Here is an 11862-nt window from a genome sequence, read left to right as displayed (position 1 = left end):
TCATCAGAGGGAACCGATCGACATGTCCTCTCCGCCGACAACTCATCGCCCGCTGATCATCCGCCACGCCGACGTGCTGGTCACCATGGACGCTGCTCGCCGCGAGATCGCCGACGGGGCGGTCGTCGCCGAAGGGCCGGCGGTCGCATGGGCCGGACCGACTTCCGAACTGCCGGCGACCTACGCCGAGGCGTTGCGCAGTGGCGAGGCCGATGCAATCGACATGCAAGGCCACGTGGTGATGCCGGGATTGGTCAATACGCACCATCACATGTACCAGAGCCTCACGCGCGCGGTGCCCGAAGCGCAGGACGCGGAGCTCTTTGGATGGCTCAGCAATCTGTACCTGCTGTGGGCGCGCATCACACCCGAGATGATCCGCGTGTCGACACAGACTGCAATGGCCGAACTCATGCTGTCGGGCTGCACGACGACCAGCGACCATCTGTACCTCTTTCCGAACGGCTCGCGGCTGGACGATTCCATCGAGGCGGCCGATGCGATGGGCATGCGCTTTCATGCGTCGCGCGGGAGCATGAGCGTGGGCCAGAGCCTCGGCGGCCTGCCGCCGGACGAAGTCGTCGAGGCCGAAGACGCCATCCTGCGCGACAGCGAACGGCTCATCGACCGCTGGCACGACGCTTCGCGCCACGCGATGCGTCGCATCGTGCTAGCACCTTGCTCGCCCTTTTCTGTTTCGCGCGATCTGATGCGGCTTTCCGCCGAACTGGCGCGTGAACGGGGCGTGTCGCTGCATACGCACCTCGCGGAGAACGACAACGACATCGCCTATTCGCGCGAGAAGTTCGGCATGACGCCCGCCGAATATGCCGAAGACCTCGGCTGGGTCGGCCGCGACGTCTGGCACGCGCACTGCGTGAAGCTGGACGAAGCCGGCATCGCGCTCTTCGGCCGCACCGGAACCGGCGTGGCGCATTGCCCTTGCTCCAACATGCGCCTGGCCTCGGGCATCGCTCCCATCGGTGCAATGCGCCGTGCAGGCGTTCCGGTGGGCCTGGGCGTGGACGGCAGCGCGTCAAACGATGGCGCTCACATGCTGGGCGAAGCGCGGCAGGCGCTGCTGCTTCAGCGCGTCGGCTACGGACCGGCGGCAATGACCGCACGCCAAGCGCTGGAGATCGCCACGCTCGGCGGCGCGCGCGTGCTGGGCCGCGACGACATCGGCGCGCTGGCGCCAGGCATGTCCGCGGACATCGTGGCCTTCGATTTGCGTGGTGTCGGGCATGCAGGCGCCGGGCACGACCCGGTGGCCGCACTCGTCTTCTGTCAGCCGGCCCACGCGGCGTTGAGCGTCGTCAACGGGCGCGTGCGGATTCGCGAAGGTCGAATGGTCGACGTCGAGCTTGCCCCGCTGCTGGCGAGGCACCGCGAACTTGCCCGCACGCTGTATGAGCGCGCAAGGCACCCGCACACTGCCTGAACAGTGTCTTTTCACCATGCATCGAAGACATCGCGCGCGATGCCGAAGCCGGTGCTCGCACCCGTGCCGCTGGTGACCAGCACCACGCGCGTGGCATCGTCCGGTGTGTCGATCACGCAGGGCAATTCGGGCGACGAGGGATAGACGCCGGTCCAGCGCTCCGTGATTTGCGCCTGCTCCAGATCGAGCGTGGAGCGCAGATGTCGCAGGATCAACCGGTCCACCTCTTCCATCGCGAAAGGTTCTGGCGCGGCGCTGTAGTGATGCGAGTCACCGACCACCAGCGAGCCATCTGCGCTCTGCACGACGATCAGGTGAATGCCGTGCGCCAGCGAATCCGCTTCCTCTTGCTCCAGGCGCGTGCGCAACGCTGCCGCCTCAGGAAGGGTGCTGTAGCCCTCGTAGCGGACGAGGCTCAGATCCATCATCACCGAGCCCGGCAGGCGGAAACCGGCTTCCGGCCGGACGCGCAGCATCTGCAACCGACAGAGGCTCAGTGCATGGGGGGCGATGCGGTCCGCAAAGAGACCGTGCAATTCCGCGTTGGTGCAGACGACGACGCGCTCCGCGTGCAAACTGCCTAGTGACGTGCGCACGCGCGGTGTTTCGACTTCGAGCACGGCTTCGGAAAAGCGGAACTCCACGCCGTGTACTTCGGCCAGCCAGCGCGTCAGCAGGCCGATGGCCGTGCGTGACTCCACCCGCAGTTCATGCGGACTGAACAGCACGGCGCGCGCTTCTTCCAGGCGCAGCGCCGGCGCCTTGGCCTGGGCCTCGGCAACCTCCAGCAGTTGGCACGCCTCGCCCATCGGCGTGCGCAAGAACGCTTCGAGCACCGCATGAGCCTCCGGTCGATAGGCGGCCAGCCACAGGTGCCGATGAACAATGTCGATGCCGGCTTGCGGCGCGACGGCCGCCCACACGTTGCGCGAGTGCATCGCGCGGCGCCAGGTGTCGCCAGGAGCCTGTCCCGTGACAGTCACGAAGCCGAAGTTGCGGATCGATGCGCCGACGCATGCGGCGTCGCGCTCCACTACGCAGACCTTCAGGCCGCTCGTGGCAGCGGTATATGCATGCGCAAGGCCGACGATGCCGGCGCCCACCACGATCACATCAAAAGAGGGGCCTGCTGCACTCATCGATTTCTCCAGGCTTGGGTCTTGGCGAGCGCCGAACGTGCGGCCCATGCAAAAAGGCCGCGGCCGATCGCGGCCGTGAGCATGATCAGTGACGCCATGGCGGCGGCCGGCGCGACGTCGCCGGCATCGTCCATGTTCAGCACGGCGATCGCCGCCAGTGTCGTTTGGGGCGAGTAGAGAAAGACTACCGCCGACACCGTGGTCATCGCGTTGACGAAGAAGTAGCCCGCGACGTCGAGCACGGCGGGCAGTGTGACCGGCAAGTGCACGCGCCATAGCGTCCGCCAGAAGGGAATGCCCATCGATTCGGAGACGAGTTCGTATTCGCGGTCGAGCTGGCGCAGCGCGGTCAGCGACGTGAGGTGCGCGACCGAGAAGAAATGGGCCACCGTGCACACCACCAGGAGGGTCATGCCGCCATAGAGCCCGTGCAGCGGATTCGATGGCAAATTGAAAAAGAAGATGTAGCCCACGCCAAGCACCAGTCCAGGCACTGCGAGAGGCAGGTTTGCCAGGAGGTTGAGCAACTCGCGCAGCAACCCGAAGTGGCGCGGCTTTTCGACGAGATAAGCCGAAAGAAAGGTCGCGACAGCCCCTGCCACTGCCGCGCCGACCGCAAGGCGCAGCGAATTGACATAGCTGCCCCAGCCGCCGCCATCCATGTTGCCGAAGTCGTAGTTCTTGAGCGATGGCGCAAGCTGGTAGGGCCAATAGGTCGCCAGCGACGCGAAGACCGCCATGCCGATCATCACGAGGATGCAGGCGGCGATCAGGACGCAGGCCAGCAACAGCGCACGGTCGCGAGCGGGCACCGGCTCGGGCACGTGCGGCGTGGCACGTACCGACAAGGCCGCGGCTTGCCGCCGGCGAACGCGGCGCTCCACGATGAAAGACAGCACGGCCGGCACAAGCAGCACGAACCCCACGACCGCGCCCATCTGGAAATTCTGCTGCCCGACCACCTGCTTGTAGATGTCGGTGGCGAGCACACCGGTCTGGCCGCCCACCACCTTGGGGACGCCGAAGTCGGTGATGACGAGCACGAACACCACCATGCTTGCGACGATCAGCCCATAGCGCGACGCCGGCAAGGTCACCGTGCGGAAGATGCGCCAGCGTGACGCGCCGAGCGTCTCCGCGGCCTCGTAGAGCCGGCCGTCGGACGTCGACATGGCCGTGGTGAGGATGAGCAGCGCATGCGGCAAGGTCCAGAACACTGAGCCGAGGACGATGCCCAGAGGCCCATAGATCGACACGTCTCCGAGCCACGCCTTGAATATGCCCTGGTTGCCGAAGAGATAGACGAGGCTGATGGCCGGCAGCAGCGACGGCGCCAGCAGCGGCAAGAGCGCAACCGCACGCAGCAGCGCCTTGCCGCGCATGCACGACAGCGTGAGCCCGTACGCATAGACGTAGGCGATGCCCGTACACAGCAGCGCACTCACCGCCGCAAGCCAGACACTGTTGAAGGCCGAGCGCACCAGCGCAGGGTTGTCGAGATACCGCGCGAAGTTCGCCAGGCCGACGAAGGCCCCGGCTCTGTCGAAAAAGCTCTGCCCAACGAGGGCGCCGACCGGGAGGGCCACGATGATGACCAGCACCATCAAGGCTATCGAAGCGGCAACGCCGACCAGCCAGCGGTCCCGATCGAAGACGCCACGCCGCCGCGACGGCTCCAGGCGATAGAGGAGCGTGCTCAACGCGCCAGCACCGACAACGCGTGCTGCGGCAACTGGATGTGCACCATGCTGCTGGGCACCAGCGGATCAGCGGCGCGATGGTCCATAGGCATATCCGCCTCGATCTCGATACCCAGGGGTTCGCAGGCCAGACGCGCCGCAGTGCGATGGCCGAAGAATTCGGTGCCGAGCAGCCGGGCCGCAAAGCTGTTGGGGCCAGCATCGTCGCCAAAGCGGCGGACCACCACATCCTCGGGACGGATGCCGACCGTCGCTTGCGCGCCCACGTCGACCTCGCCCGAAGCGCAAAGCAGCTCGCTGTCGCGCACGCGCACCTTGCCTTCGGGCAGCACAGTCGCAGCCAGCATGTTCATGCGCCCGACGAAGCTCGCGACGAAGCGCGTGCGCGGCCGGCGATAGAGCTCGCCGGGTGTGCCCGCCTGCTCGATGCGGCCGTCGTGCATCAACACGACACGGTCGGCCATCGAGAGCGCTTCCTCCTGGTCGTGCGTGACCATGATCGTCACCACGCCAAGCCGCTTCTGCAGTGCGCGGATCTCGCCGCGAAGGCTCGCGCGCACTTGCGCATCGAGCGCGGAAAGCGGCTCATCCAAGAGTAGCAATCGCGGATTCGGCGCGAGCGCACGCGCCAGAGCCACACGCTGCTGCTGGCCGCCCGAAAGCTGCACGGGGTATTTGTCGGCGTGTCCCGCAAGGCCGACGAGATCGAGCATCTCGCGCGAGCGCTTGGCAATCTCGCGCGCGAGCGCACCGGTGGGCTGCAGGCCATAGGCGATGTTCTGCGCCGCCGTGAGGTTGGGGAACAAGGCATACGACTGGAACACCACGCCGAAGCCGCGCGCCGCCGGCGGCAGGTTGCCAATGTCCTGCCCATTCAAATGCAGCTTGCCTGCGTCCGAGCGCTCGATGCCGCAAACGATGCGCAGCAGCGTCGTCTTGCCGCAGCCCGAGGGCCCGAGCAGGCACACGAACTCACCGGGCTGGACGTCCAGGTCGATGCCGTCCAGCACGCGCGTGGCGCCGAACGACTTGCCAATGCCGCGCAGGGAAAGAAAGGTCATTGCGGCGCCTTCTTCTCCGATTTGGATTCATAGCGGCTGGACCATTCGGCGAGGATGCGCTCGCGATTCGCCGCCGCCCAGTCGAAGTCGTTTTTGGCCAGCAGCTTCTCGACGTCGCCCGGCACGAATTCCAGCTTTTCCTGAATGCCTGGCAGCGCGAGCACTGCAAAGTTCTTCGCGTAGAGCTCGTTGGCCTGTTTCGTCACGGCCCAGTCCGCCAGCGCCTTTGCGGCTTCGGGCTTTTTGGTGGTCTTCATGACGCCGGTAGCCTCCATGTCCCAGCCGAGGCCCTCCTTCGGCAACACGATATCGATAGGAGCGCCGTCGCGCTTGGTCTTGTTGGCGCGGTATTCGAAGGACATGCCCAACGCGAACTCGCCCGCACCCGCTTGGCGGCAAGGCTTGCTGCCGGACTGGCTGTAGATGCCGATGTTCTGGTGCAGGGCGTCCATGAACTGCCAGGCCTTCTGCTCGCCCATCATCTGGATCCAGCCCGAGACCATCAGGTAGCCGGTTCCTGACGCGGCCGGGTTCGGCATCGTGATCTGGCCCTTGTAGACAGGGTTCGTGAGGTCGGCCCAGCTCGTGGGCTTCGGCAAGTTCTTCTTCTGCGCTTCGACCGTGTTGAAGCAGATCGCGGACGACCACACGTCCATGCCGACCCACTTGGGCGGATTGGCGCTGTCACGCATGGTCGGTTTGACGGCGCTCAGGCCCTTCGGGGCATAGGGCTGGAGCATGCCTTCCTTGTCCAGCAGCATCAGCGATGTCGCGGCGAGTCCCCAGACGACGTCGGCCTGCGGATTGGCCTTTTCCGCCAGCAGCTTGGCAGTGACGATGCCCGTCGAGTCGCGGACGAATTTCAGTTCGATGCTCGGGTTGTCCTTCTCGAAGGCCGCCTTGTAAGCCTGCACCTGGTCCGCTTCGAGCGCCGTGTAGACCAGCAGCTCGGTACGGCCTTGCGCGGCCGCGCCGACGGCGATGGTCAGCAAGATGGCCGGCAGGGCCCATTGAAATGTGCGACGAAGCATGAGGTTCCTCTTCGGGTGGTGAATGGATGGAGGCAAGCTGCCCATCGGCGCGCATTCGGCGCAAAGGCCGGCCGATCATCGGAGGCGGATATGACAGAGGTTTGTCAAATCCTTCATGAAGGTGACGGTCCGCCAACCGGCCGTCACGCCGCCGACATGTTTCAGCGCCAATTAAGACTGCAGGTCGTGCCGGCGCTACGATGAAAGGCAACGCGCCGTTCGGGCGTGCTTTCAAGCTCATGCCAATGACCTCCCAAGACGGCTCCAAGAACATCATCTCCACCTTGCGGCGCATCGGCGCACTGGCGGCGCCCTACTTCCGATCCGAAGAGAAATGGGTCGCGCGCGGCCTGCTTGCCGCCATCGTTGCGCTCAATCTCGGCGTGGTCTACATGCTGGTGCTCAACAACCAGTGGTATGCCCGCTTCTACGACGCATTGCAGAACAAGGACCAGGCGGTTTTCTGGCGAGAGATCGTCTTCTTTTGCTGGATCGCAGCGGCGTACATCGTCATCGCGATCCTCAAGTTCTACCTGACGCAGTTGCTGCAACTTCGCTGGCGCGCCTGGATGACGCGCAGCTATCTGGCGCGCTGGATGGCCGACCACACGTTCTACCACCTCGAACTCGCGCGCTATGGCCAGCAGGACGGCCAGTCCCCGGACAACCCCGACCAGCGCATCCAGGAAGACATGCAGATCTTCACCGACTACACGATGACGCTGTCGATGGGCCTGCTCAACGCCGTGGTCACGCTGGTGAGCTTCATCGGCATCCTGTGGGGTCTGAGCGGTGTCACCAGCTTGTCCCTGTTCGGGACCAGCGTCACCATTCCGGGCTCGATGGTCTGGATTGCGCTGCTCTACTGCGCCGCCGGCACTGTCATCACCCACTACATCGGCCGTCCGTTGATCGGCCTCAACTTCCAGCAGCAGCGCTTCGAGGCCGACTTCCGGCATCACCTGGTGCGCGTGCGCGAATACAGCGAAGCCATCGCGCTGGACCGCGGAGAACAGGTCGAGCATGGGCAACTGAAGCTGCGCTTCGGCGCCGTGCTGAAGAACTACCTGCAGTTGATCAACAAGCAGAAGAACCTCGTGGCATTCACGGCTTCATTCAGCCAGGCGTCTGTGATCTTCGCCTTCATCGTGCAGGCGCCGCGCTTCTTCAGCGGCGCAATTCAGTTGGGCCAGTTGATGCAGGTCAATTCGGCATTCGGGCGCGTGCAGGATTCGCTCAGCTGGTTTGTCGACAACTACGACCGCGTCGCCGTCTGGCGCGCCACGGCGGACCGCCTGACATCGTTCGAAGCCGCCATGCGCGCCCATGCCGACAGCAAGAGCGCGCTCGAACGCACGCCTTCGAAGACCGGCCAAGGCCTGCGCACCGCCGGCATCAACGTCGCATTGCCCGACGGCGCACCGCTGATCCGCAATGCCGCTCTTTCGGTGCAGCCCGGCGAAAGCGTTCTGCTGCAGGGCCCTTCGGGCAGCGGCAAGTCGACGCTGTTCCGGGCCTTTGCCGGGATCTGGCCTTTCGCGAACGGACAGGTCTCGATGCCGCCAAATGCAATGTTCATCCCGCAACGCCCCTACGTTCCGAATGGCAGGCTGCGCGATGCGCTCGCCTATCCGCACGCAGCCAGCGAATACACCGACGCGCAACTCGTGCAAGCGTTGAACGACGCCTTGCTGCCCGACCTCGCCGGCCGTCTCGACGACAGCGATGCTTGGAGCCAGAAGCTATCGGGCGGCGAGCAGCAGCGCCTTGCGATTGCGCGCGTGCTGCTGCGCAAGCCGGCATGGCTCTTCGCGGACGAGGCCACCAGCGCGCTCGACGCCGAAGCCGAGGAAACGCTCTACAAGCGGCTCGCAGCAGGGGTGCGGGCTGCCGGCGGCGCGATGGTGTCGATCGCGCATCGCGCGTCAGTCGGCAGCTTCCATGACAAGCGCTGGACGCTGGTGCCGGAAGCCGACGGCGCCGCCTCTCGCTACAGGGTCGAAGCGACGTAGCGCTCCCAGCCCCTCGCGCGAAGTTCGCACGCGGGGCAGGTGCCGCAGCCATAGCCCCATGCGTGGCGGTGTGTGCGGTCGCCGAGATAGCAGGTGTGCGTCTCCTCGACGATCAACTCCACGAGCGCCTCACCGCCCAGCCGATGGGCCATGGACCAGGTCTCGGCCTTGTCGATCCACATGAGCGGCGTCTCGATCACGAAGCGGCGGTCCATGCCGAGCGACAGCGCAAGCTGCATCGCCTTCATCGTGTCGTCGCGGCAGTCCGGGTAGCCTGAGAAGTCGGTCTCGCACACACCGGTGACGATCACCTGCAAGCCTCGCCGGTAAGCCAGCGCACCGGCGAGCGTGAGAAACAGCAGGTTGCGCCCGGGAACGAAGGTGTTCGGCAGGCCATTGGCCTGCATCTCGAAAGCGATGTCCTGCGTGAGCGACGAAGCACTCACCTGCCCCAGCACGTCGACCGAGAGCATGTGGTCGTCGCCGAGGCGCGGCTTCCAGTTGGGAAAGGTCTCGCAGAGCCGTTCAAGCACCTTGGTGCGTACGTCCAGTTCGATGCGGTGACGCTGCCCGTAGTCGAAGCCGATGGTTTCCACGCGCTCATATTTGTCGAGCGCATCGGCCAGGCAGGTCGTCGAATCCTGGCCACCGGAGAAGAGCACGAGTGCGGTCGTGTGCATGACGATCCAATCAGAGAAAGCGTTCGAGCAGCTTGCGCGAGTGGCGGTCCAGCGACTTCACGTCTGCAATCCGGAACTGCACGCCATGCGCGCTGGCGATCAACAGTGCGCCACCTTCCAGACGTCGAATGTCCTCTTCGGCCTTCAGCACGAAGCTGGTTTCGCCGCGGTCCGTGTTCACGTGCCACGTGCTCGGCACGCCGAAGCTCGACACGCGATGCAGCTTCAGCAGCGTCGGCGCGAAGTCGCGAGCAGCAAGTTCCTCATGCAGCATCGTGCGCAAATGCGCAGGCAGATCGGCAATGCGATCGACCCAGACGATTTCGCGTCCATCGCTCCCGACCAGCGAAATACCGTCGTCCGACGCGGTGAGCGGAAAGGCACGCACCGGCACCACGCCGACATGCCGGACGCCATCGGCGTCGATCAGCACGAGGCGCCCGAAGCGATCGCGTTCGAGTTCAAAACCGTTGTTCATGCGTCCCCCGCCGGATGGGCTGCATGACCGCCCAGGGCCATCGCCACGGCCGTGCGCTCGGCAACCGCGCCGGCGCTCTCATCGTCGGCCTGACGCAGTTGCGCCTGATAGAGCCGCCAATAGGCGCCCTGCTTTTCCATGAGTGCGTCGTGCGGTCCGACCTCGACGATCTCGCCGCGGTCCATTACCACCAGCCGATCGGCCTTGCGCAGCGTGGAAAGCCGGTGCGCGATCGCAATGGTGGTGCGGCCCTTCACGAGGTTGTCCAGTGCCTTCTGGATTTCCTTCTCGGTCTCGGTGTCGACCGCCGACGTGGCTTCGTCGAGGATGAGGATGCGGGGGTCGATCAGCAGCGCACGCGCAATGCTGATGCGCTGCCGCTCGCCGCCCGACAAACCCTGGCCGCGCTCGCCGACGAGCGAGTCGTAGCCGTGCGCAAGACGAAGGATGAAATCGTGCGCATGTGCCGCGCGCGCGGCGGCCACGATCTCCTCGCGCGTCGCATCGGGTTTGCCATAGGCGATGTTCTGCGCGATGGTGCCGAAGAACAGAAAAGGCTCCTGCAGCACCAGCCCGACATGGCGCCGATAGTCGGCCACGGCAAAGCGGCGGATGTCCGTGCCGTCGACCTTGATGGCTCCGTCCGTCACGTCGTAGAAGCGGCAGATCAGGTTGACCAGCGTGCTCTTGCCCGATCCGCTGTGGCCGACGAGGCCGATCATCTCGCCCGGTTCGATCACCAGGTTCAGGTCGCGGATCACCGCGCGACTGCCGTAGCGAAAGCCCAGGTCCGCCATCTCGATGCGGCCCTGAATGCGTTCGATCTTCACAGGGTTGGCCGGCTCCGGAACGTTGCTCACGTGGTCGAGGATGTCGAAGATGCGCTTGGCGCCGGCGGCGGCTTTTTGCGTGACCGACACAATGCGGCTCATCGAATCCAGGCGCGTATAGAACCGGCCGATGTAGGCGATGAAAGCCGTGAGCACACCGACCGTGATGCTGCCCCGCGCCACCTGCCAGATGCCGAAGCCCCAGACCACCAGCAGCCCGATCTCGGTCAGGAGCGACACGCTCGGCGTGAAGAGCGACCAGGTCTTGTTGAGCTTGTCGTTGACCTGCAGGTTGTAGATGTTGGCCGACCGAAAGCGGTCGGCTTCGCGCTTTTCCTGCGCAAAAGCCTTCACCACGCGGATTCCCGGAATGGTGTCGGCCAGCACGTTGGTGACCTCGCTCCAGACGCGGTCGATCTTTTCGAAGCCGGTGCGGAGCCGGTCGCGCACGACGTGGATCATCCAGGCGATGAAAGGCAGCGGGACCAGCGTGACCACCGCGAGCAGCGGATTGATCGAGAACAGGATGACCGCGGTCATCGCGATCATCAGCACGTCGGTGAGGAAATCCAGCGCATGCAGCGACAGGAAAACGTTGATGCGATCGGTCTCGGAGCCGATCCGGGCCATCAGGTCGCCGGTACGCTTGCCGCCGAAGTAATCGAGCGGCAAGGTCAGCAAGTGCTCGTAGGTGGTCGTGCGCAGGTCGGCGCCGATCCGTTCGGAGACGAGGGCCAACAGGTAAGTGCGTGCCCACCCGAGTGCCCATCCGACCAATGCGGCGGCCAGCAGCGCGGCGAGGAACATCACCACCTTGACCACGGCAATCTTCTGCCCGTTCTGGAACGGGATCAGGATGTCGTCCATGAGCGGGATCGTCAGGTACGGCGGGACCAGGGTCGCGGCGGTCGAGGCCAGCGTCAGCAGGAAACCGGTGATCAATTGCTTGCGATAGGGCTTGGCAAATCGGCCGAGCCGCAACAGCACCCAGGTCGACGGCGGCGTCTGCAACTCGGGTTCGACCAGCGCCGCTTCGTCCGCCTCGGCGGCAGGCCCTGTCGCCTGCGCGACTCCCGAAACCTGCTGATCGAAAAGCTTCTGCAGCCGCAGCGCCGCCGGCTGCTGGGCCAAGGTATAGCGCCAGCGAGCCAGCCGGCCATTGCCGTCTTGCAGGTCCAGGGTCCCGATTCCGGCGTGATCGGCCAGGTGCAGATCCAGCCCCTCTGCCCGCAGCGGCCATTCGGACCAGGCGCCGCCCGCGTCGCGCATCAGCAGGCGGCGGTCCGTCAGCGCCAGAAGGCCGGATGTAAACCGAAGTTCCCCGTCGAGGTCAACCGGAAGAGTTGCCAGAACGTTTTCCGCGTCTGAGAGCCGGTTTTTCAGCGCGTCTGTAGCCCCCTCTGATTCGCCCTCCGGGGTGCCGACTGGATCGTGATGTTGCATTGTGTTTCTGTATTTCCGGCCCGCTGCGGGACCCTTCTTGGCGCTCA

General features: G+C 65.2%; 9 protein-coding genes. 2 read left to right on the top strand and 7 right to left on the bottom strand.

Going from position 1 to position 11862, the window contains the following annotated elements:
* The first annotated feature begins 22 nt into the window (after nucleotides 1-22).
* Nucleotides 23-1441, top strand: coding sequence for an 8-oxoguanine deaminase (locus AC1DMA_RS19415; protein WP_478125339.1), 1419 nt, complete (start codon nucleotides 23-25; stop codon nucleotides 1439-1441).
* Nucleotides 1442-1452: 11 nt separating this feature from the next.
* On the opposite strand, the gene AC1DMA_RS19410 is transcribed toward AC1DMA_RS19415, so the two are convergent.
* The 4 genes from AC1DMA_RS19410 to AC1DMA_RS19395 form a co-directional block, all read right to left on the bottom strand.
* The gene (locus AC1DMA_RS19410; RefSeq protein ID WP_478145252.1) at nucleotides 1453-2580 is read right to left on the bottom strand and encodes a TIGR03364 family FAD-dependent oxidoreductase; all 1128 of its coding nucleotides are present in this window, start codon (nucleotides 2578-2580) and stop codon (nucleotides 1453-1455) included.
* Nucleotides 2577-4184: a putative 2-aminoethylphosphonate ABC transporter permease subunit gene (locus tag AC1DMA_RS19405; protein ID WP_478145397.1), complete on the bottom strand. Its 1608-nt coding sequence runs from the start codon at nucleotides 4182-4184 to the stop codon at nucleotides 2577-2579. Before AC1DMA_RS19405 ends, AC1DMA_RS19410 begins: the two co-directional genes overlap by 4 nt.
* Before the next feature lie 92 nt (nucleotides 4185-4276).
* Nucleotides 4277-5341: an ATP-binding cassette domain-containing protein gene (locus tag AC1DMA_RS19400; protein ID WP_478145251.1), complete on the bottom strand. Its 1065-nt coding sequence runs from the start codon at nucleotides 5339-5341 to the stop codon at nucleotides 4277-4279.
* Nucleotides 5338-6372, bottom strand: coding sequence for a putative 2-aminoethylphosphonate ABC transporter substrate-binding protein (locus AC1DMA_RS19395; RefSeq protein ID WP_478145250.1), 1035 nt, complete (start codon nucleotides 6370-6372; stop codon nucleotides 5338-5340). The genes AC1DMA_RS19400 and AC1DMA_RS19395 overlap by 4 nt, the downstream gene beginning before the upstream one ends.
* A 239-nt stretch (nucleotides 6373-6611) precedes the next feature.
* Here AC1DMA_RS19395 and AC1DMA_RS19390 point away from each other — a divergent pair, with 239 nt between their 5' ends.
* The gene (locus AC1DMA_RS19390; protein ID WP_478145396.1) at nucleotides 6612-8384 is read left to right on the top strand and encodes an ABC transporter ATP-binding protein/permease; all 1773 of its coding nucleotides are present in this window, start codon (nucleotides 6612-6614) and stop codon (nucleotides 8382-8384) included.
* On the opposite strand, the gene queC is transcribed toward AC1DMA_RS19390, so the two are convergent.
* The 3 genes from queC to AC1DMA_RS19375 are packed head-to-tail and all read right to left on the bottom strand — an operon-like array spanning nucleotide 8363 to nucleotide 11815.
* On the bottom strand, nucleotides 8363-9064 hold the full coding sequence (gene queC / locus AC1DMA_RS19385) for a 7-cyano-7-deazaguanine synthase QueC (protein ID WP_478125334.1): 702 nt from the start codon (nucleotides 9062-9064) through the stop codon (nucleotides 8363-8365). The two genes, AC1DMA_RS19390 and queC, sit on opposite strands and share 22 nt — an antisense overlap.
* Before the next feature lie 10 nt (nucleotides 9065-9074).
* Complete coding sequence (locus AC1DMA_RS19380; protein WP_478145249.1) at nucleotides 9075-9542, bottom strand: cyanophycin metabolism-associated DUF1854 family protein; 468 nt, start codon at nucleotides 9540-9542, stop codon at nucleotides 9075-9077.
* Nucleotides 9539-11815: a cyanophycin metabolism-associated ABC transporter gene (locus AC1DMA_RS19375; RefSeq protein WP_478145248.1), complete on the bottom strand. Its 2277-nt coding sequence runs from the start codon at nucleotides 11813-11815 to the stop codon at nucleotides 9539-9541. Before AC1DMA_RS19375 ends, AC1DMA_RS19380 begins: the two co-directional genes overlap by 4 nt.
* Nucleotides 11816-11862 lie beyond the last annotated feature (47 nt).

Source organism: Variovorax sp. 05N34 (assembly GCF_056397405.1).
Note: the sequence above shows the minus strand (reverse complement) of the source record. Positions and strands in the feature narration are given on the sequence as shown.

Coding starts and splice junctions, on each gene's coding strand:
- AC1DMA_RS19415 (WP_478125339.1), top strand. CDS start 23: ATGTCCTCTCCGCCGACAACTCATCGCCCGCTGATCATCCGCCACGCC.
- AC1DMA_RS19410 (WP_478145252.1), bottom strand. CDS start 2,580: ATGAGTGCAGCAGGCCCCTCTTTTGATGTGATCGTGGTGGGCGCCGGC.
- AC1DMA_RS19405 (WP_478145397.1), bottom strand. CDS start 4,184: ATGGTGCTGGTCATCATCGTGGCCCTCCCGGTCGGCGCCCTCGTTGGG.
- AC1DMA_RS19400 (WP_478145251.1), bottom strand. CDS start 5,341: ATGACCTTTCTTTCCCTGCGCGGCATTGGCAAGTCGTTCGGCGCCACG.
- AC1DMA_RS19395 (WP_478145250.1), bottom strand. CDS start 6,372: ATGCTTCGTCGCACATTTCAATGGGCCCTGCCGGCCATCTTGCTGACC.
- AC1DMA_RS19390 (WP_478145396.1), top strand. CDS start 6,612: ATGCCAATGACCTCCCAAGACGGCTCCAAGAACATCATCTCCACCTTG.
- queC (WP_478125334.1), bottom strand. CDS start 9,064: ATGCACACGACCGCACTCGTGCTCTTCTCCGGTGGCCAGGATTCGACG.
- AC1DMA_RS19380 (WP_478145249.1), bottom strand. CDS start 9,542: ATGAACAACGGTTTTGAACTCGAACGCGATCGCTTCGGGCGCCTCGTG.
- AC1DMA_RS19375 (WP_478145248.1), bottom strand. CDS start 11,815: ATGCAACATCACGATCCAGTCGGCACCCCGGAGGGCGAATCAGAGGGG.